The organism is Pseudomonas sp. Y24-6 (assembly GCF_020295325.1).
Classification (GTDB): Bacteria; Pseudomonadota; Gammaproteobacteria; order Pseudomonadales; family Pseudomonadaceae; genus Aquipseudomonas; species Aquipseudomonas gregormendelii.
Genome location: NZ_JACBXG010000013.1, coordinates 43,409 through 64,227 on the forward strand (window position 1 = coordinate 43,409; position 20,819 = coordinate 64,227).

The 20,819-nt window shown below is 62.0% G+C and carries 16 protein-coding genes and 6 tRNA genes; all 22 read right to left on the reverse strand.

From position 1 onward, the window contains the following. Positions 1–214 precede the first annotated feature (214 nt). Positions 215–2,617: a TonB-dependent receptor gene (locus HYI44_RS22715; RefSeq protein WP_122838221.1), complete on the reverse strand. Its 2,403-nt coding sequence runs from the start codon at positions 2,615–2,617 to the stop codon at positions 215–217. Between the two features lie 67 nt (positions 2,618–2,684). Beyond that, entirely contained in the window at positions 2,685–3,629 is a 945-nt protein-coding gene (locus tag HYI44_RS22720; protein ID WP_225570585.1) for a FecR domain-containing protein, read from the reverse strand. Further along, on the reverse strand, positions 3,626–4,135 hold the full coding sequence (locus HYI44_RS22725) for a sigma-70 family RNA polymerase sigma factor (RefSeq protein ID WP_122838219.1): 510 nt from the start codon (positions 4,133–4,135) through the stop codon (positions 3,626–3,628). The genes HYI44_RS22720 and HYI44_RS22725 overlap by 4 nt, the downstream gene beginning before the upstream one ends. Positions 4,136–4,402: 267 nt before the next feature. Continuing rightward, a tRNA-Asp gene (locus HYI44_RS22730) sits at positions 4,403–4,479 on the reverse strand. A 102-nt stretch (positions 4,480–4,581) separates the two neighbouring features. Continuing rightward, positions 4,582–4,658, reverse strand: a tRNA-Asp gene (locus HYI44_RS22735). Positions 4,659–4,760: 102 nt separating this feature from the next. Continuing rightward, positions 4,761–4,837, reverse strand: a tRNA-Asp gene (locus HYI44_RS22740). Positions 4,838–4,939: 102 nt separating this feature from the next. Further along, positions 4,940–5,016 (reverse strand) — tRNA-Asp (locus HYI44_RS22745). A 102-nt stretch (positions 5,017–5,118) separates the two neighbouring features. After that, positions 5,119–5,195: transfer RNA gene (locus HYI44_RS22750), tRNA-Asp, on the reverse strand. A 54-nt stretch (positions 5,196–5,249) separates the two neighbouring features. After that, positions 5,250–5,325, reverse strand: a tRNA-Val gene (locus HYI44_RS22755). A gap of 250 nt (positions 5,326–5,575) precedes the next feature. Continuing rightward, positions 5,576–6,352, reverse strand: a complete 777-nt coding sequence (locus tag HYI44_RS22760; protein ID WP_122838218.1) for an SDR family oxidoreductase — start codon at positions 6,350–6,352, stop codon at positions 5,576–5,578. After that, positions 6,349–7,560 (reverse strand): O-succinylhomoserine sulfhydrylase, encoded by a 1,212-nt coding sequence (locus HYI44_RS22765; RefSeq protein WP_225570586.1) that lies wholly within the window; start codon positions 7,558–7,560, stop codon positions 6,349–6,351. Before HYI44_RS22765 ends, HYI44_RS22760 begins: the two co-directional genes overlap by 4 nt. A gap of 125 nt (positions 7,561–7,685) precedes the next feature. After that, complete coding sequence (gene purF, locus HYI44_RS22770) at positions 7,686–9,191, reverse strand: amidophosphoribosyltransferase (protein WP_045057939.1); 1,506 nt, start codon at positions 9,189–9,191, stop codon at positions 7,686–7,688. 41 nt (positions 9,192–9,232) lie between these two features. Continuing rightward, complete coding sequence (locus tag HYI44_RS22775) at positions 9,233–9,793, reverse strand: CvpA family protein (protein WP_045057940.1); 561 nt, start codon at positions 9,791–9,793, stop codon at positions 9,233–9,235. 98 nt (positions 9,794–9,891) lie between these two features. Next, positions 9,892–10,569, reverse strand: a complete 678-nt coding sequence (locus HYI44_RS22780; protein ID WP_122838215.1) for an SPOR domain-containing protein — start codon at positions 10,567–10,569, stop codon at positions 9,892–9,894. Next, the gene (gene folC / locus HYI44_RS22785; RefSeq protein ID WP_225570587.1) at positions 10,553–11,860 is read right to left on the reverse strand and encodes a bifunctional tetrahydrofolate synthase/dihydrofolate synthase; all 1,308 of its coding nucleotides are present in this window, start codon (positions 11,858–11,860) and stop codon (positions 10,553–10,555) included. The genes HYI44_RS22780 and folC overlap by 17 nt, the downstream gene beginning before the upstream one ends. Next, positions 11,857–12,777, reverse strand: a complete 921-nt coding sequence (accD, locus tag HYI44_RS22790) for an acetyl-CoA carboxylase, carboxyltransferase subunit beta (protein ID WP_045057943.1) — start codon at positions 12,775–12,777, stop codon at positions 11,857–11,859. Before accD ends, folC begins: the two co-directional genes overlap by 4 nt. Before the next feature lie 177 nt (positions 12,778–12,954). After that, complete coding sequence (locus tag HYI44_RS22795; protein WP_225570588.1) at positions 12,955–13,581, reverse strand: phosphoribosylanthranilate isomerase; 627 nt, start codon at positions 13,579–13,581, stop codon at positions 12,955–12,957. 63 nt (positions 13,582–13,644) lie between these two features. Beyond that, positions 13,645–14,469, reverse strand: a complete 825-nt coding sequence (gene truA / locus HYI44_RS22800) for a tRNA pseudouridine(38-40) synthase TruA (protein ID WP_122838212.1) — start codon at positions 14,467–14,469, stop codon at positions 13,645–13,647. Positions 14,470–14,639: 170 nt separating this feature from the next. Then, positions 14,640–17,300, reverse strand: a complete 2,661-nt coding sequence (locus tag HYI44_RS22805) for a FimV/HubP family polar landmark protein (RefSeq protein WP_225570589.1) — start codon at positions 17,298–17,300, stop codon at positions 14,640–14,642. A gap of 93 nt (positions 17,301–17,393) precedes the next feature. Further along, a complete protein-coding gene (locus tag HYI44_RS22810; protein WP_225570590.1) occupies positions 17,394–18,404 on the reverse strand; it encodes an aspartate-semialdehyde dehydrogenase in 1,011 nt (336 codons plus the stop codon). Between the two features lie 119 nt (positions 18,405–18,523). Continuing rightward, positions 18,524–19,636 (reverse strand): aspartate-semialdehyde dehydrogenase, encoded by a 1,113-nt coding sequence (gene asd / locus HYI44_RS22815; protein ID WP_045057948.1) that lies wholly within the window; start codon positions 19,634–19,636, stop codon positions 18,524–18,526. 69 nt (positions 19,637–19,705) lie between these two features. Further along, positions 19,706–20,788 (reverse strand): 3-isopropylmalate dehydrogenase, encoded by a 1,083-nt coding sequence (gene leuB / locus HYI44_RS22820; RefSeq protein WP_045057949.1) that lies wholly within the window; start codon positions 20,786–20,788, stop codon positions 19,706–19,708. Positions 20,789–20,819 lie beyond the last annotated feature (31 nt).

Consider the following 20,819-nt stretch of genomic DNA (forward strand, 5'->3'; position numbering starts at 1 on the left):
GGGCAGTGAGCGCGATGGCGCCAAGCCAGTCAGATGTCTATCGGATGCACCATCGCCTTCGCGGGCAAGCCCGGCTCCCACAGGGATTTTCAGTGAACACATAGGGGAGTTCACAACCAATAACTGTGGGAGTCCGCCTGCTGGCGATGGCTTGAGGTCAGCCTGCCGATGACACCTGAACCGGGGTCATCGCAGGCAAGGCGCGCGAGCGACCCTAGAAATCCACTGTCGCCGAAAGCAGGTAAGTGCGTGGCGTAGACAGTGTCAAGCCAGGCTCGCTGTCATCCGAGGCGCCTGCGGAGCTCCAGTAGCGTTTGTCCGCGACGTTCTCGACGTTGCCGCGCAGGGTGATGGTCTTGTCGTCGACCTTGAACGCGTAGCGGGCGCCCACGTCGAAGCGTTCCCAGGAGTCGATTTCCTTGTTGTTGGACTGGTCCAGGTACTGCGAGCTGGAGTAGATGCCACGCGTGGTCAGGGTCAGGCCCTGGACGGTGGGCACGTCCCACTCGGCGCCGAGGTTGACGTTGTATTTGGGCGTTGCGGGCGCGCGGTTGCCGTCGAAAGTGCCGTTGGTGGTGTGGGTCAATTCGCTGTCGATGTACATCACCCCACCGAGCAGGCGAAAGCCATCCAGGGGTTCGCCGAACACACTCAGCTCCACACCTGTGTTCTCGCGTTTGCCGTTCGGGCCGAAGACCCGTGTGGTCGCGTTGGTTTCATATGCCGGCTGCTTGATGCGGAAGACCGCCGCAGTAACCGCAAATGGGCCGGCGTCGTATTTGGCGCCGACCTCGACCTGGCGGCTGACGAAAGGCGGGAAGATTTCATCTTCGTTGACCGAGGTCGACGGGGCGATCTTGCCTTGGCTCAGGCCCTCCATGTAGTTGGCGTACAGCGACAACTTGTCAGTGGCCTTGAACAGGATACCGCCCGACGGCGAAACTTTTTCTTCGTCATAGGCAGTGGCGCCCTTGATGTTGTCGGACCAGTCATCGACCTTCACCCGCTGCCACCGGGCGCCAAGGGTCAGCAGCAAGCGGTCCTCGAAGAACCCCAGGGTGTCGGACAAGGCCACACCGCTGAAGCGGTTCTCGGTGTAGACCTTGGCATCCTGGCGGGTTGGCCTGGCCGGGGTGGGGGTTTGCACCGGATCGTAGAGATTGCTGGGCGCGGCAGCATAACGGGCGCCGCCGTTTTCGAAATCCATGTAGAAGTAGCTGGCCGCGAGATTGACCTCGTGGCTGACCGGGCCGGTTTTAAACCAGTTACGCACTCCGGCCGTGGCCGTGCGCACATTCTCGTCGCGGGTGAAGTCGCGGGGTTGAACGCTGAAGTCGCCAGCGTCGTTGGTGACCGAGACCGCATGCCGGAGGAAGTCATGATTACTTTTGCGCGCGCCGACGCCGCCATACAGCATGACCGAATCGTTGACGTCGAACTCACCATTGACGGTGCCGAACGTGTCTTCGGTGCGCGCCTTGCTCCAGGCCTGCGCGTAGTTGTGGCGGACATCGCCAGCATGCGGGACCTGGGCATTGACGCCCACCTGCACCCGTTCCTGGGGCGCGTCGGTATTGCGCTCGGTGTGGCCGATGTCTGTCGAGAGCCGCAGGCGCTCTCCGCGAAAGTCCAGGCCGAGTACGGCCATCTCGCGGTCGACGCTCTGGTGATCCCACTCGGTGTCACCGGACTGTTTCACGCCGTTGAAGCGCAAGCCGAACTTGTCGTCTTCACCAAAGCGTCGACCGACGTCCACGGCGCCGCCGAGCTGGTTGTTGGAGGCGTAGCTGCCGGTGAATGAAGTGATCGGCTTGTCGGTGGCACGCTTGGGTACCACGTTGATCCCGCCACCCACGCTGCCCCGCGGCGAGATGCCGTTGATGAGCTGGCTGGGGCCCTTGAGGATGTCCACGCGATCAGCCATTTCCATGTCGATGGTGTAAGTCGGCAATACGCCATAGAGGCCGTTGTAGGCGACGTCACTGTTGAACAGGCTCAGCCCGCGAATGGTGAATTGCTCGTAACGACCGCCGGCAGGGTTGGTGGCGCGAACCGATGGGTCGTTGGCGATCAGGTCACCCAAGGTCCGGGCTTGCTGGTTCTCGATCACCTCGCTGGTGTAGGTGGTCATGCTGAATGGCGTTTCCATGAAGTCTTTCGAGCCGAGCAAGCCTTGGGAGCCGCGACGCGCAACCTGGCCGCCGGCGAACACCTCGCTGCCCTCCCCGCCGGTGGCGCCGAGAATCGAGGTGGGGGCCAGCTGCAAGCTGCTGTTTTCCGGGGCCGGGGTGAGAATATACGCTTGCTCACCTACCGCCTGCAGTTGCAGACCGGAACCCTGCAGCAACCGGGCAAAGCCCTCCTCGACGGCGAACTCACCGGACAGCCCGCCACTGCTGCGGCCGCTGACCAGTGCCGGGTCCACCGACAGATTGACCCCGGACAGACCGGCAAACCGGGTCAATGCATCGCTCAGGCTGCCGGCCGGCACCTGATAGGTGCGCCGGTTACCGTCCTCGGCCCAGGTTGGGGAGATCAACCATGGACTGGCACTCAGGCCCAGCAGCAGGCTGAGGTGCAACAACGGTCGCAGGCGCGGGGAAGAAGCGTTAGGCATTTGAATAGGCTCTCTTGATCGTTCACATGCCTTCAATGACAGGCGAGTCGAAAAAAGGGGCCAGGGTTTACACACTATTTTTGCGCGGCAGCAACGTGACCCAATAGCGAGTCCGGGAATGCACCTCCAGGGGCAGACTGGCGGCGAGCAGCGCGAGCACCCGGTCAGTGTCGTCCAGACGGAAGCTGCCGGTAACTCGCAGGGCTTCCAGCTCCGGCTCCCAGCGCAGGACACCTGGTCGATAGGTGCTCAGTTCGCGCAGGAAGTCCCCCAGCGGCTGGTCTTTCGCCATCAGCACGCCCTCGCGCCAACCCGGCGCCAAGGTGTCGAATGCGCTGATGGATCCGGCACCGGCGGCCTGCAGGCTGACCTGCTGGCCCGCGCGCAAGGCCAGGCCCGCCCCATGCAAAGGCTGTAACTGGACGGCGCCGTTGTAGACCAAAACCCGACAGCCGCGTGCGTCCTGGCGAACGCAGACTTCACTGCGGCTGACGATGACATTGCCAAAACGGGTCTGGATGGTCAGCGGCGAATCACCTGGCACTGTCAGGGACATTTCGCCCTCGATCAGCTTGACGCGGCGTGCCTGCAGGTCCACATCGACCGCGCTGGCCGTGTTGAGCTGCAGCGCGCTGCCGTCGGCAAGCCGGATCTGTTGGCGCTCGCCGGTGGCGGTGTGCAGATCGGCACGCCAGGCATCCAGCGGCAGTTGCCGACTGATCAGCCACGCCGCCGGCAACAGGGCCACCGCGCCCAGGGCGCGCTTGAGCACTTTGCGCCTCGCCGCATCCGGACGATCCAGGCTGCTCAGCGCCAGCCCCGATGGCAGGTCGGCAAAACGCTGGCGCAGCGCCTGGGCTTTCTGCCAGGCCTGCTCGTGGGTGGCGCAGGTGTCACGCCAGCGCTGCAAGTTCGCCCGGTCCTGCTCGTTGGCACCGCCGGATTCCAGCAGCGCAAGCCATTGCGCGGCGGCGCGAACGGCCTGGCGCGAGTCGGACGCCTGAGTGTTCACAGGTCCACCAGCAGGCAATGTTCATAAGCCTGAGCCATGTAACGCTTGATGGTACGTTCGGACACTTGCAGGCGTTCCGCGATTTGCCCGTAGGTCAGGCCTTCGAGCTGGCTCCACAAAAACGCCCGGCGCACCGCCCGCGGCAAGCCGTCGAGCAGCTCATCCAGCGCTTGCAGGGTTTCCAGCAGCAGCCAGCGTTGCTCGGGGGATGGCGCACAGTCCTCTGGCATCGCCGCCAACGCGGCGAGATAGGCCTGTTCCAGGCTGCGGCGCTGATAGAAGTTGCTTAGCAGGCGTTTGCCCACAGTCAGCAAATAGGCACGGGGCTCTTGCAGGTCGGCGATCCGCTGCGAACTGGCAAGCACCCGCAGGAAAGTGTCCTGGCTCAGATCAGCCGCATCACAGCCGTTGCCCAAGCGCCTCCCCAACCAGGTTTCAAGCCAGCCACGGTGATCGCGGTACAGGTCGTGAAGGGTTGGCTCCTTCGGCACCACTGCATCACTCATCTAGAAGCCCTGTGCCAGGAGTTATCGTAAATGAGAGTGATTCTAATTAATGTCAGTGCCGGGAAGGAAGCTCTTTATGCATTGAGCGCGCATAAAGACCGTCCTGTGGGAGCTCGCTCCTGCAGGACGGGGGATAGCGGTTCAGGAAAGAAGCAAATCGCAGACACAAAAAACCCCGGTCTTTCGACCAGGGTTTTTGCTATCGACTCGAAGTCACCAACGGCTTCTTCGTAGCTCCAAGGCGTTCAGTGGGCCTTGTAGCAGATATGGCGCAGCGGACGGGACTCGAACCCGCGACCCCCGGCGTGACAGGCCGGTATTCTAACCGACTGAACTACCGCTGCGTATCGCTTTGGACTTGCGTCCTAACTCGTCTGATCAAAAGCTCCGAGATTTTTCAATCTCTCTTTTGATCTCGAATCAGGTCAGACCTGACTCGGAAAATATGGCGCAGCGGACGGGACTCGAACCCGCGACCCCCGGCGTGACAGGCCGGTATTCTAACCGACTGAACTACCGCTGCGCGTCGCTTTGGACTTGCGTCCTAACTCGTCTGATCAAAAGCTCCGAGATTTTTCAATCTCTCTTTTGATCTCGAATCAGGTCAGACCTGACTCGGAAAATATGGCGCAGCGGACGGGACTCGAACCCGCGACCCCCGGCGTGACAGGCCGGTATTCTAACCGACTGAACTACCGCTGCGCGTCGCTTTGGACTTGCGTCCTAACTCGTCTGATCAAAAGCTCCGAGATTTTTCAATCTCTCTTTTGATCTCGAATCAGGTCAGACCTGACTCGGAAAATATGGCGCAGCGGACGGGACTCGAACCCGCGACCCCCGGCGTGACAGGCCGGTATTCTAACCGACTGAACTACCGCTGCGCGTCGCTTTGGACTTGCGTCCTAACTCGTCTGATCAAAAGCTCCGAGATTTTTCAATCTCTCTTTTGATCTCGAATCAGGTCAGACCTGACTCGGAAAATATGGCGCAGCGGACGGGACTCGAACCCGCGACCCCCGGCGTGACAGGCCGGTATTCTAACCGACTGAACTACCGCTGCGCGTCGGTGGAGGCTTTTAAGGCTTCCATCTTGCTTTCGCAAGACTCTCGGAAGTGGTGGGTGATGACGGGATCGAACCGCCGACATTCTGCTTGTAAGGCAGACGCTCTCCCAGCTGAGCTAATCACCCGTTTGCATCTCCGAGGCCGCGAAATTTACGCAGGTAGCGAACCTAAGTCAATAGCAGGATTGAAGTTTTTCTGAAAAAGACTAAATCGTGTCAGTGGCGAATGGTTCTGCCGCCAGACCGCTTTCGCGAGCAAGCCCGCTCCCACAGCGGATTGTGAGTGAACACAGGCTATGGGTCCCACACAACGCCACTGCGGGAGCGGGCTTGCTCGCCAAATCTGCAGAGCATCCAGCATCAATACGGCTGCCGGTCACTCGCTGTAAATCATCTTCTTGGTCATGCCGCCGTCCACCACAAACTCCTGCCCCGTGACAAAACCGGCGTTCCTGGACAGCAACCAGGCCACCATTGCCGCGACATCCTCCACCGTCCCTACCCTGCCCGCCGGATGCTGGGCATGGTCGGCGTCGGACAACGGCTCGGCGCGGCGGGCTGAAGGGTCGCGTGCATCGATCCAGCCCGGGCTGACGGCATTGACCCGAATCTCCGGCCCCAGGCTGATGGCCAGCGCATGAGTCAGGGCCAACAAGCCGCCCTTGCTCGCCGCGTAGGCTTCACTGTCGGGTTCCGACTGGCTGGCGCGGGTCGAGGCCAGGTTGACGATCGCGCCGCTGTGAGCACGCAGGTACGGCGCGCAGTGCTTGGCCAGCAACATAGGGCCACTGAGATTGACCGCCAGCACCCGATTCCAGTAGGCCAGATCGAGGCTTTCGAGGGTAATGTTGTGCGGCTCGGCTACTGCCGCGTTGCACACGAGCGCATCGAGCCGCCCGAACTGCCCCAGCACCTCGGCCACCCCCAACGCTACCTGCCCCTCGTTCGAGACGTCCATGGCGATGAACCAGGCGTTATCACCCAGCACCTTCGCCACTTTCGAACCACGGACCCGATCCAGGTCGGTCAGCACGACTTGCCAGCCTTCACTGATCAACCAAGCCGAAATGCCCAGGCCGATGCCACGCGCAGCACCCGTGACCAGCGCGACGCGGCCATTGGTGCCCGTGCCGGGCGCGGACAACTCGATCACAGCGCAGCCAGGCCGCGCGTCAGATCGGCTTGCAGGTCCGCCACGTCTTCCAGGCCCACCGCGACGCGGATCAGGCTGTCGCGGATCCCGGCGGCTTCACGCTCCTGCGGCGCCAGGCGACCGTGGGAAGTGGTGCTCGGGTGGGTAATGGTGGTCTTGCTGTCCCCCAGGTTGGCGGTGATCGAGATCAGGCGAGTCGCATCGATAAAGCGCCACGCGCCCTCTTTGCCACCCTTGACCTCAAAACTCACCACCGCGCCAAAGCCCTTCTGCTGGCGCAAGGCCAACTCATGCTGTGGATGGCTCTTGAGACCGGCGTAATGGACTTTCTCGATACCGTCCTGCTGCTCCAGCCATTCGGCCAGTTGCTGGGCGTTGGCGCAGTGCGCCTTCATGCGCAGGCCGAGGGTTTCCAGGCCCTTGAGGAAAATCCAGGCGTTGAACGGGCTCAGGGTTGGCCCGGCGGTGCGCAGGAAGCCGACGACTTCTTTCATGTGCTCGCCACGACCGGCAACCACGCCGCCCATGCAACGCCCCTGGCCATCGATGAACTTGGTCGCCGAGTGCACGACGATGTCCGCGCCCATCTTCAGCGGCTGCTGCAACGCAGGGGTGCAGAAACAGTTGTCCACGACCAGCATCGCGCCCTTGGCATGGGCGATTTTCGCCAGTTCGGCGATGTCCACCAGCTCTGCCAGCGGGTTGGACGGCGACTCGACGAACAGTAATTTGGTATTGGCCTTGATGGCCGCATCCCAGCCGGACAAGTCCGCCAGGGGCACGTAATCGACTTCTACGCCGAAACGCTTGAAGTATTTTTCAAACAGGCTGATGGTCGAACCGAAAACGCTGCGCGACACCAGCACATGATCACCGGCGCTGCACAGGCTCATGACCACGGCCATGATCGCCGCCATGCCGGTGGCAGTGGCCACGGCTTGCTCGGCGCCTTCAAGCGCGGCAATGCGCTCTTCGAACGCACGCACGGTCGGGTTGGTGTAGCGCGAGTAAACGTTGCCCGGCACTTCCCCGGCAAAACGCGCCGCGGCATCGGCAGCGGTGCGGAATACGTAGCTGGAAGTGAAGAACATCGGATCACCGTGTTCGCCTTCCGGCGTGCGGTGCTGGCCGGCGCGTACGGCCAGGGTATCGAACGCTACGCCTTCAAGGTCGCTGTCCAGCCGACCGGCATCCCAATCCTGACTCATGCTGTCACTCCTTGCCTTACTCGGTAATGGATACTAAACCGGCCTGTGGGAGCAAGGCTCGCCGGCGATGGCGTCTTTGCAGACGCCATCGCCGGCAAGCCTTGCCCCACAGGCCGGCCAGTTACTCAGTTGTTGTACAGATCAATGATCGCGCTGACTGCCTGGGTCTTGACCTTGGAGGCATCGTTGCGTGCCTGCTCGATCTTGTTCAGGTAAGCCTCGTCGACATCGCCTGTGACGTACTGGCCGTCGAACACCGCGCAATCGAACTTGTCGATCTTGATCTTGCCGCCACCGACCGCTTCGATCAAGTCAGGCAGGTCCTGGTAGATCAGCCAGTCAGCGCCGATCAGGTCAGCCACGTCCTGGGTCGAACGGTTGTGGGCGATCAGTTCGTGCGCGCTCGGCATGTCGATGCCATACACGTTCGGGTAACGAACGGCCGGTGCCGCGGAGCAGAAGTAGACGTTCTTGGCGCCGGCTTCACGAGCCATCTGGATGATCTGCTTGCAGGTCGTGCCGCGAACGATCGAGTCGTCCACCAGCATGACGTTCTTGCCGCGGAATTCCAGTTCGATGGCGTTAAGCTTCTGGCGTACGGATTTTTTCCGCGCTGCCTGGCCCGGCATGATGAAGGTCCGGCCGATGTAGCGGTTCTTCACGAAGCCTTCGCGGAATTTCACGCCCAGGTGGTTCGCCAGTTCCAGGGCCGCGGTGCGGCTGGTGTCCGGAATCGGGATGACCACGTCGATGTCGTGATCCGGACGCTCGCGCAGGATCTTCTCGGCCAGCTTCTCGCCCATGCGCAGGCGGGCCTTGTAGACCGATACACCGTCGATGATCGAGTCCGGACGCGCCAGGTAGACGTGTTCGAAGATGCACGGGGTCAGGGACGGATTGTTTGCGCACTGGCGGGTGTGCAGCTTGCCGTCTTCAGTGATGTAGACCGCTTCGCCGGGTGCCAGGTCGCGAATCAGGGTGAAACCGAGCACGTCCAGGGACACGCTTTCGGAGGCGATCATGTATTCGACGCCCTCGTCGGTGTGACGCTGGCCGAAGACGATCGGACGGATACCGTGCGGGTCACGGAAACCGACGATGCCGTAGCCGGTCACCATCGCCACGACCGCATAGCCACCGACGCAACGGTTGTGCACGTCTGTGACAGCGGCGAACACGTCTTCTTCGGTTGGCTGCAACTTGCCGCGCTGGGCCAGTTCGTGAGCGAACACGTTAAGCAGCACTTCCGAATCGGAATTGGTATTGACGTGGCGCAGGTCAGATTCGTAAATCTCCTTGGCCAGTTGTTCAACGTTGGTCAGGTTACCGTTGTGCGCCAAGGTAATGCCATAAGGCGAGTTGACGTAGAACGGTTGAGCTTCGGCCGAAGTCGAGCTGCCAGCGGTCGGGTAACGGACATGGCCGATACCCATGTGACCGACCAGACGCTGCATGTGACGCTGATGGAACACGTCACGCACCAGGCCATTGTCCTTGCGCAGGAATAACCGGCCATCATGGCTGGTCACGATACCGGCAGCGTCCTGGCCGCGGTGCTGGAGGACGGTTAGCGCGTCATACAGCGCCTGATTGACGTTCGACTTACCGACGATACCGACGATGCCACACATGCGACGCAACCCCTACTTAATGGATCTGAACTGAGCAACACTCACTGCGGCGTTTTGGCCGTCGGCAAGAGTTGCTCCTTGAACGGTATCTCAGCGGGTACGCTGATACCGCTGGCAAGCCACTGACTGCTCCACCCGAGAATCAGGTTCTTGGACCAGTCTGCGACCAATAGAAACTTTGGTACGAGCTGTGATTCTTTCCACCACCCGTCCTGCTGTACCGGCCCCAGGCTCAACAGCCCGACCGCCACGACCACCAGCAACACGCCACGCGCAGCGCCGAAGGCCATGCCGAGGAATCGATCGGTCCCGGATAACCCGGTGACACGTACCAACTCGCCGATAAGATAATTGATCATTGCGCCTACTATCAAAGTGGCGACAAACATGATGGCACAGCCCGCGATCACGCGAGCCGATGGCGTTTCGATGTATCCGGCGAGGTACTCGGACAATGAACCACCGAACATCCAGGCGACGACTCCTGCGATGATCCAGGTCACCAGCGATAATGCTTCCTTGACGAAGCCGCGGCTAAGACTGATCAATGCGGAGATGGCGACAATTGCAACGATCGCCCAATCAACCCAGGTAAATGGCACAGTGCAGCCTACAGACGGATAAGGCGGCGCATTTTAGCAGAGCGCATGCCTGTCGGTAAGCTGCGATTAGCAGTGCATTTCAATCGCAGCGATAGTTTTTATCCGCGCTCGGGCTGGAAACGCACCACAAACCCCTTGAGGTTCTGCTGGCGGCTCAACAAATCGCGCAAACGGTCGGCCTCGGCGCGCTCGATCAGCGGCCCGACAAATACCCGATTCTTGCCATCAGCGGTGCGAATGTAGGCGTTGTAGCCCTGGGCTCGCAGGGATTTCTGCAGGCTTTCGGCACTGGCACGGTTCGACAGGCTGGCCAGTTGCACCGACCAGCTGACCGACAGGCCATTGGCATCGACGCGGCTTTGGCTGGTGTCCGGCTTGCCGGGCGTCGCCGTGATTGGCTGGGCCGGTGGCGTGCTTGGCTTGGCGGCCAATGCCGGGACGGGTGCCGGGGCTGGCGCGACCGGCTTGGCTGCCGAGGCCGGCGCAGGGGCGACGGGCACCGCGGGGGCGATTGGCGTCGACGGCGCTTGCTGCTCGGCGATTTCTTCGTCGCTCGGCACCGGCTCCTGCGGCAGCACCTGAGGCTCAGGTACGACCACCGGCTCGATCTGCACCTGGGGCACCGAAGGCGCTTGCGGGGCAGCAGGCGCCTCGACAGTCACCTGGCGCTGCTCATCCTGACGGGAAAACAGCATCGGCAGGAAAATCACTGCCAGCGCGACCAGCACCAGGGCGCCGACCATGCGTTGTTTGTAAGCCTTATCCAGCAATGCCATTTGCCGCTTCCTCCGTGGAGCGCCGGGCCAACCACTCAAGGGCCTCGGCGACACAATAAAATGATCCGAACAACAGAATTTCGTCGTCGCTCGTCGCTCGTGCGCACTGCCCTTCCAGGGCGGCGGCCACGCTGGCATAGGACGTTACTGAAGCGCCAAGGTTCTGCAGCACCTCTTTTAAATCAGCCACCGGGCGCGCCCGGGGCGAATCCAGCGGTGCAACCGCCCAATGCTCGACACTGGCATTCAACTGGCCAACGACACCGTCCAGATCCTTGTCCGCGAGCAAGCCGAACACTGCCAGACGCTTGCCGACTGGCGGACGACTGGACAGACGGCGAGCCAGGTATTCGGCCGCATGAGGATTATGCCCCACGTCGAGCAACAGGTGCAGACGTTTGCCCTGCCAGTCGAACTCGCGACGGTCGAGGCGCCCCACCACACGAGTCGCCTTCAAGGCTTCAATGATCTTTGCCTCTACCCAAGGCAGCCCCAGCAGTAGATAAGCCTGCAAGGCCAGCGCGGCGTTCTCCATCGGCAGGTCCAGCAGGGGCAGGTCCCGCAGTTCGACTACCCGACCCTGGCTGTCAAGACCGCGCCATTGCCAGTGGTGATCGGTGACACCCAGGTCGAAGTCACGCCCACGCAGGAAAAACGGGCAGGCCAGCTCGCGGGCTTTGTCCAGCAGAGGTTGCGGAGGATTCAGATCGCCACAGAGCGCGGGGGCGCCCTGGCGGAAGATGCCGGCTTTTTCGTAGGCCACGGACTCGCGGGTATCACCCAGGTAATCGGCGTGGTCGACGCCGATGCTGGTGACCAGCGCCATGTCCGCGTCCACCACGTTGACCGTATCCAGGCGCCCGCCCAGGCCGACCTCGAGCACTACGGCATCCAGCCCCGACTGCTGGAACAGCCAGAACGCCGCCAGGGTGCCCATTTCGAAATAAGTCAGGGAGGTATCGCCACGGCCTGCCTCGACTGCCGCGAAGGCCTGGCACAGCTCGGCGTCAGTCGCTTCGACGCCGTTGACCTGCACCCGCTCGTTGTAACGCAGCAGGTGCGGAGAATTGTAGACACCGACTTTGAGGCCCTGCGCGCGCAGCAATGAAGCCACGAATGCACAGGTAGACCCCTTGCCGTTGGTGCCGGTGACCGTGATCACCCGAGGCGCCGGCTTGCCCAGTCCCATGCGGGACGCTACCTGTTGCGAGCGCTCCAGCCCCATGTCGATGGCCGAAGGGTGCAACTGTTCCAGGTAGGCGAGCCACTCGCCAAGGGTACGTTGGGTCATATGTTGGCAGGCACCGGCGGAACCACGATTGGCTCGATTGGCGCGGCGACGAACTTCGGCGTCGGCAGGCCCATCATCTGTGCCAGCAGGTTGCCCAGGCGTGGACGCAGTTCCTGACGGTGAATGATCATGTCGATCGCACCGTGTTCCAGCAGGAATTCGCTGCGCTGGAAGCCTTCCGGCAGTTTTTCGCGCACGGTCTGCTCGATCACGCGCGGGCCGGCGAAGCCGATCAGGGCCTTTGGCTCACCGACAATCACGTCGCCCAGCATCGCCAGGCTGGCGGAAACACCACCGTACACCGGGTCGGTCAGTACGGAGATGAACGGAATGCCTTCTTCACGCAGACGCGCCAGTACCGCGGAGGTCTTGGCCATTTGCATCAGGGAAATCAGGGCTTCCTGCATCCGCGCGCCGCCGGAAGCGGCAAAGCAGATCATCGGGCATTTGTTTTCCAGGGCGTAGTTGGCGGCGCGAACAAAGCGCTCGCCCACGATGGCACCCATGGAACCGCCCATGAAGGAGAATTCGAACGCCGAAACCACCACTGGCATGCCCAGCAGGGTGCCACTCATGGACACCAGCGCATCTTTCTCGCCGGTGGCTTTCTGGGCCGCGACCAGGCGGTCCTTGTACTTCTTGCCGTCGCGGAACTTGAGACGGTCCACTGGCTCCAGGTCAGCGCCCAGTTCGGCACGGCCTTCAGCGTCGAGGAAGATGTCGATGCGCGCACGTGCGCCGATACGCATGTGGTGATTGCACTTTGGGCAAACATCCAGGGTCTTTTCCAGCTCCGGACGGTAAAGCACCGCCTCGCAAGATGGGCATTTGTGCCACAGACCTTCAGGCACCGAGCTCTTCTTGACCTCGGAACGCATGATCGAAGGGATCAGTTTGTCTACCAACCAGTTGCTCATGCTTTCTTTCTCCAGTACCGGCGGCTCGAACGCTCTGGTTCGCAGCCCCGCGTATGCCCTTGAGCTAAATTCATATGTGCGGCGATGATCCATGGATGGCCGGATCAGCGAATCGTGACCTGCGTACCACCCAAAAACCCTCAGCCATGCCTGTGGACGGCGGCAGTCTGCCAGCCGTCACATCAACGTGCCGCGTACTGCGGCGATGAACGCGTGAATCCTTGCGTGATCCTTGACGCCCTTGCTCGCTTCCACCCCGCCGCTGACGTCCACCGCGTAAGGCCGCACACGGCTGACCGCCTCGGCGACGTTATCCGGTGTCAGGCCGCCCGCCAGGATGATCGGCTTACTCAGGCCTTGGGGAATCAGAGACCAGTCGAACGCCTGCCCGGTTCCGCCCGGCACGCCTTCGACATAGGCATCGAGCAGAATACCGCTGGCGCTGGGAAATGCATTGCAGGCTGCCGCGATATCATCGCCGGCCTTGACCCGCAGCGCCTTGATGTACGGTCGATGCCAGCCCTCACACTCGGCCGCAGTCTCGTCGCCGTGGAACTGCAGCAGGTCCAGCGGCACGGCGTCGAGGATTTCCCCCAGTTCGCAGCGACTGGCGTTGACGAACAGGCCAACGGTGGTGACGAACGGCGGCAGTGCCTGGATGATCGAGCGTGCCTGCTGAAAGGTAACGGCGCGCGGGCTCTTGGCATAGAACACAAAACCTATGGCATCCGCCCCCGCCTCGACCGCTGCCAGCGCATCCTCTAAGCGGGTGATCCCGCAAATCTTGCTGCGAACGGCTGACATGTCGATAAAACCCCAAGCTAATTCCGGGAAAGTTCCGGATGGTAACAAATGCGTTCGAGGGCGTCAGCCGTCAAGTTCGGCGAAACCGGTAAGGAAGTGTGGGCCAATGTAACGCTCGGGCAACTGGAACTCGTCGCGGTATTCCACCTGCACCAGATACAGCCCGAACGGATGTGCTGTTACCCCGCCGGAGCGACGGATGCGGCTTTCCAGCACTTCCTTCATCCACTCCACCGGACGCTCTCCGGCGCCAATGGTCATCAATACGCCGGCAATGTTGCGCACCATGTGGTGCAGGAACGCGCTGGCACGTATGTCCAGCACGATCATCTTGCCGTGGCGAGTGACGCGCAGGTGGTGCAGTTCCTTGACCGGAGACTTGGCCTGGCACTGGCCGGCGCGGAAGGCGCTGAAGTCATGAGTGCCAACCAGGTATTGCGCCGCTTCGGCCATGCGCTCGACGTCCAGCGGCCGGTGGTTCCAGGTGATCTCTTCGTTCAGGTGGGCCGGACGGATCTGATCGTTGTAGATAACGTAGCGATAGCGCCGGGCGATGGCCTTGAACCGCGCGTGAAAATGCGCAGGCATGACCTTGGCCCAGCTGACGCTGACGTCGTGGGGCAAGTTGATGTTGGCGCCCATGACCCAGGCTTTCATCGAGCGCTCGACCTGGGTGTCGAAGTGCACCACCTGGCCACAAGCGTGCACACCGGCATCAGTGCGCCCGGCGCAGAGCAGCGAGACCGGCGAGTTGGCGACTTTCGACAGGGCATTTTCCAGGGTTTCCTGCACGGTGAGCACACCGGATGCCTGGCGCTGCCAGCCGCGATAGCGCGAACCTTTGTACTCGACGCCCAGTGCGATGCGGAAAAAACCTTCAGGCACCATTTCGGCGGCCGGATTATCTATATTTGCCAAGGGGTGACAGCCTGCTGATGTGCGCAAAGGCGGGCATTATAAGGCTGTGGGGCGGGGATGCCAGCCAAAGTCAAAAGATCGTCTTCTATAACAAAAAACGGCAGCCTCAATGGCTGCCGCTGTTGTTTACCCCCCTGCCATCAGACCAGCCGCGACAGCATGTCCTTCGCTTCGCTCTTCTGCCCGTCATCGCCTTCGCTCACGACCTCATTGAGGATATCGCGCGCGCCATCGCTGTCGCCCATGTCGATGTAGGCCTGGGCCAGGTCGAGCTTGGTTGCGACTTCGTCGGTGCCCGAGAGGAAATCGAACTCGGGCTCGTCGTCTGCGGAAACCAGCGCGTCGTCGGCGGTAAAGGTCGGCGCGCTAATATCCCGGGACAGACGATCCAGTTCGGCGCTCAGGTCGTCCGGCTCGGCAGGCAAGGCTTCAGACGCCCCCTGCGCATCCATCTCGTCGGCTAGCGACAAGTCGAAGTCATCCGGCAGTTCCAGGTCGTCCTGCGGCACTTCTGGAATACCTGACACGTCAGCGACAGGCAGGTCCTTGACGCCTTCATCCAGGTCCAGGAGGAAGTCATCCTCGGCCAGGATCGCCGGGGAGGTATCACCGCCGAGGTCCATGTCCAGATCGAAATCCGACAGGTCGTCGAGGTTTTCCTTAATCTCGGTCTGCTGTTGCAACACCGACTGGAAGCTCAGGTCATCGTCGGACGGGAATTCGTCCAGCTCACCGAGGGTATCCGGCTCAGTTTCGGGTGCAACCACTGCTGGAGAGGCGGCTTCCAGGTCATCCAGGCTCAGGTCGAAGCTTTGGTCCAGCGCCTCATCGGCCACTGGCGCCGGCTCTGCGGCTGGTTCCTGTGGCTCGTCCAGCATGAGGTCCTTGACGTACTGCGCATCCATTTGCGCAGCCAGGGCTGCGGCAGCAATGCCGCCCGCGGCGACCATCGCCATGGCCGGGAAGCGGCTTTTGAGCTGTTCGACCTGGGCGTAGTTATCGCCATTGGCCACCAGCTTGCGCTCTTGAGCGACGAAGGCTTCGCGATCGCCTTGCCGGCCGTAGATTTCCATCAGCTTGAGGCGCAAGTCGCTGCGCTGAGGCTCTTGCTTGATGCCGTCTTCCAGCAACGCGCCCGCCTGGTTAAACCGACCGGCGTTGATGTGCGACTGAGCCCGGGGCAAGACGTCGTCGGAGTGCTCTGCAGCCGGCGAGATCAGTGGCGCTGCGATGGGTGGAGTAACGATTACCGGAGCGATCACCGGCGCGGGTGCAGGTGCTGGCGCCGGAGTCGGCTCGGGCATAGTCGCCATTTTCACGCTCGGCGGTGGAACTTCAAGGCCTTCGAAGCTGCTCTCCGGCAGGTCGTGATCGACAGAGAACTCTTGCTCTTCGGACAAGGCGCGAGCCATGCGCAGGTGTTTCTCTGCTTCCTGCTGGGCCTTGCGGCGACGGGCCAGCAGCAACAGCAGGAGCAGCAGAACGATTGCCCCACCGCCAACCATGCCCAGAAGCCACGGGTTGGTCAGCAGGTCGTTGTATTTCTGCTCGTCCGTGGCCGTCGCCGGTGCTGGCTCGACCGGCTTGTCCTCGACCACCGGTGTAGCTTCGGGGGTCGCTGCGGGTACTGGTGGCACGGCTTCTGGTGCCAGGCCTTGTTCCGGAGCAGTCACGGCAGGATCGGTGGCCAGTTCGGCGTTGATCGCCGGGGCGGCCGCCACATCCGCAGGCGCGTCCTGACCGCCTTCTGCCTGCAACTTGGCCAGCTGATTGTTCTTCAGTTCGATCAGCTTCTGCAGCTTGTCCAGCTGGCTCTGCAGATCGGCCATGCGGCTTTTCAGTTCTTCGTTGTCGCGACGGGTGGTGTCGAGGCTTTCCTGGGTCACCGCCAGCTTGTTGCTCAAATTCTTCGCGTCGCCCCCCGCGCCTTTCGCACCCGCCTTGCCGGCTTCGGCCGAGACCAGGCTGAGGTTATCCCGGGCAGCCTGCGTTGAAGGGGCGTCACCGCGAGGCCGATTGGTCGCGTCGAGCTGCTGCTGCCCGGCACCGGGCTGCGGCGCATAACGACGGCCCTGACGCCAGGCGGTGTTCTGCGCGGCGACTTCGGCGATGGCTTTGGATTGCGGCAGGCTGGTGCTCTGCGCCTGGTCTGGCAGACGGAGCACCTGCCCGGTTTTCAACCGGTTGATGTTGCCGTCGATAAACGCATCCGGGTTGAGCGCCTGGATCGCCAGCATGGTCTGCTGCACCGAACCGCCATTGCGCGCCTTCGCGGCGATTTCCCACAGGGTGTCGCGGCGAGTGGTGGTGTACTCGGTCGGCTTGGTCGCACCCGTGACCGGTGCGGTGACAGTTTGGCTCGGCGCTGGCTGCGCAGCGGCATCAGCGGTCTGCGGAGAGAACTTGGATGGGTCAAGCAATACGCTGTAGTCGCGCAGCAAGCGGCCGTTGGGCCACATGACCTGCACGAGGAATTTCACCATCGGCTCGGACAATGGCTTGCTCGACGTGACGCGCAGGATGCTTTTGCCGCCGGGGTTGAGCACCGGGGTAAAGGTCAGGTCGTTGAGGAACGCCTGGCGATCGACCCCGGCCTTGGCGAAATCTTCTGCCGAAGCAAGGCTAGGCACCACTTCGGCCGCCGTCAGCTCCTTGATATCAAGGAGCTCGATCTCCGCGACCAGCGGCTGGTTCAGGGTGGACTTCAGGGTCAACTCCCCGAGCCCGAGGGCATGCGCCATACCGGAGGACAGCGCCGAGGCGGCCGCTATTGCTAACACCAGTTTGCGAACTTGAACCATAGCCTCATCCTTAGTTTGAACCGCGCTGTCGAGCACTGCGGGCAAGCATAGCGCCCGACAGCATTCAGTCGACAAATTATTGGCAAGTATCTTTTACGAAAGGTCTTTTATCAACAATTCGGCCACCTGCACTGCATTGAGGGCCGCACCTTTGCGTACGTTATCTGACGTCAGCCACAGATTTAGTTCCGACGGGTCGTCGATTCCCCGGCGAACCCGGCCGACATAGACAACGTCCTGCCCTACTGCGTCACCGACCGCAGTCGGATAATCACCGGCCTCGACCAGTTCAATCCCCGGCGCATCGTCCAGGGCGGTGTTGACTTGCGCCAGATCGACCTCGCCTGCAGTCTGCAGGGTCACGCTATAGCTATCGCCGAAAAACACCGGGGCTTGAATGCAGGTGACGGAAATTTTCAACGAAGGCAGCGCCATGACTTGACGCACTTCGCGTACCAGGCGTTTTTCCAGCTGCGTGTGGCCCTGCTCGTCAGGCTTGCCGACCTGGGCCAGCAGGTTGAATGCCATCTGCCGATCAAAGAAGCTGGGCTCCAGAGGGCGCACATTGAGCAGCTCGGCGGTCTGCCGGGCCAGCTCGGTGACGGCTTCGCGGCCCTGGGCTGACACAGCCAGGCAAGCGGTCAGATTGATGCGCTGCAGGTCGATAATGCCCAGCAAGGGTGCCAGCACCACAGCCAGCGTGGTGGCCGACGGGCTCGGGCTGCTGACCTGAAACGGAGTTTTCATCCCGTCGAGCAGGTGGGCGTTGGCTTCGGGCACCACTTGCGGAGCCTGATCGGCCGGCAAGGCGCCGGACAAGTCAATCACCGAGCACCCGGCAGCCGTGGCGCGCGATGCGAAACTGAGGGTGACAGCGGGGCCGGCGGCGAAGAACACCAGCTGGACCTTGCTGAAGTCGAACTCGTCGACTTCACGCACCCGCACGTTCTTGCCGCGAAACGGCACCGAATGCCCGGCTGACTCGCTGCTGGCGAGCAGGTGCAGGTTGCCCACCGGGAAGTCGCGCTCTTCGAGAACCTGCACCAGCGTTTCGCCGACCGTTCCGGTGGCGCCAATTACGGCAATATCAAAGGACTGGGTCATGGTGCTACCTCTGGCGGAACGGGGGGAGCGGCACTTTACCGGGTGGTGGGAGCGCAGGCAATTTCATAAAAAAACCCGCACCTCTTTCAAGGCGCGGGCTCTTTGTCTACTTCAGTCGATTAACGCTCAAGCAGGATCCGCAGCATGCGACGCAGCGGCTCCGCGGCGCCCCACAACAGCTGGTCGCCCACGGTGAATGCGCCGACGAACTGAGAACCCATGTTCAGCTTGCGCAGACGGCCCACCGGTACATTCAGGGTGCCGGTGACCTTGGTCGGGCTCAGTTCCTGGATGCTGGCTTCACGGTTGTTCGGCACCAGCTTGACCCATGGGTTGTGCTGGCTGATCAGCCCTTCGATATCGGCGATCGGCACGTCTTTGTTCAGCTTGATGGTCAGCGCCTGGCTGTGGCAGCGCATGGCGCCGATCCGCACGCAGATGCCGTCCACCGGGATCGGGCTCTTGAAGCGACCGAGGATCTTGTTGGTCTCGGCCTGGGCTTTCCACTCTTCACGGCTCTGACCGTTCGGCAGTTCCTTGTCGATCCACGGGATCAGGCTGCCGGCCAGCGGTACGCCGAAGTTTTCGGTCGGGTACGCGTCGCTGCGCATGGCTTCGGCGACACGGCGGTCGATGTCGAGGATGGCGCTGGCCGGGTCAGCCAGTTGATCAGCGACAGCGGCGTGGGTGGCGCCCATCTGCTTGATCAGCTCACGCATGTTCTGCGCGCCGGCACCGGAAGCCGCCTGATACGTCATGGCGCTCATCCACTCCACCAGGCCGGCTTCGAACAGGCCGCCCAGGCCCATCAGCATCAGGCTGACGGTGCAATTGCCGCCGATGTAGTTCTTGGTGCCCGCATCGAGCTGCTGGTCGATGACCTTGCGGTTCACCGGGTCCAGCACGATCACCGCGTCATCCTGCATCCGCAGGCTGGAAGCGGCGTCGATCCAGTAACCCTGCCAGCCGGCTTCGCGCAGTTTCGGGAAGACTTCGCTGGTGTAGTCGCCACCCTGGCAGGTCAGAATCACGTCGAGGGTCTTCAGCTCTTCAATGCTGTAAGCGTCCTTGAGCGGAGCAATGTCCTTGCCCACGGACGGGCCTTGGCCACCGACATTCGAAGTGGTGAAAAACACCGGCTCGATAAGATCGAAATCCTGCTCTTCCAGCATCCGCTGCATGAGCACGGAACCGACCATACCGCGCCAACCGATCAGACCTACACGTTTCATCGCAACTACACCTTCTTTAAAAAGTGGGCCGCTGCTTTCGAAGTTGAAAGTGGCAGCGGGCCCGAGAGATTACAGATTCCGCAGCGCGGCGACTACTGCGTCACCCATTTCCTGCGTTCCGACTTTAGTGCAACCGGTCGACCAGATGTCGCCGGTGCGCAGCCCCTGGTCCAGAACCAGGCTGACCGCTTTCTCGATGGCATCGGCCGCAACCTGCTGGTTGAAGCTGTAACGCAGCATCATCGACACCGACAGGATGGTCGCCAACGGGTTGGCAATGCCTTGGCCGGCGATGTCCGGCGCCGAACCGTGGCAAGGCTCGTACATGCCCTTGTTGTTGGTGTCCAGGGACGCCGATGGCAGCATGCCGATGGACCCGGTGAGCATCGACGCCTGGTCGGACAGGATGTCGCCGAACAGGTTGTCGGTGACGATCACGTCGAACTGCTTGGGTGCGCGCACCAGCTGCATGGCAGCGTTGTCGACGTACATGTGGCTCAGTTCGACTTCAGGGTAATCCTTGGCCACTTGCTCGACGATTTCACGCCACAGCTGGCTGGATGCCAGGACGTTGGCCTTGTCCACCGAGCACAGCTTCTTGCCACGCACCATGGCCATGTCGAAACCGACACGGGCAATGCGGCGAATTTCGCTTTCGCTGTACGGCAGGGTGTCGTAGGCCTGGCGCTCGCCGTTTTCCAGGGTGCGGGTGCCGCGTGGCGCGCCGAAGTAGATGCCGCCGGTCAGTTCGCGAACGATCAGGATATCCAGGCCCGCGACGATTTCCGGCTTCAGGCTCGACGCCTCGGCCAGTTGCGGGTAGAGGATCGCCGGGCGCAGGTTGCCGAACAGGCCCAGTTGCGCACGGATTTTCAGCAGGCCGCGCTCAGGGCGGATGTCACGCTCGATGGTGTCCCACTTCGGGCCGCCCACGGCGCCCAGCAGCACGGCGTCGGCCGCGCGGGCACGCTCCAGGGTTTCGTCAGCCAGGGGCACGCCATGCTTGTCGATGGCAGCACCGCCGATCACGTCGTGGCTCAGCTCGAAACCCAGGTTGAACTTGTCGCTGGCCAATGCCAGGACCTTGACCGCTTCGGCCATGATTTCCGGGCCAATACCGTCACCTGGGAGAATCAGAATCTGCTTGCTCATGCTTTCCTCTTGTCATCAGTCGGTGCGCCCT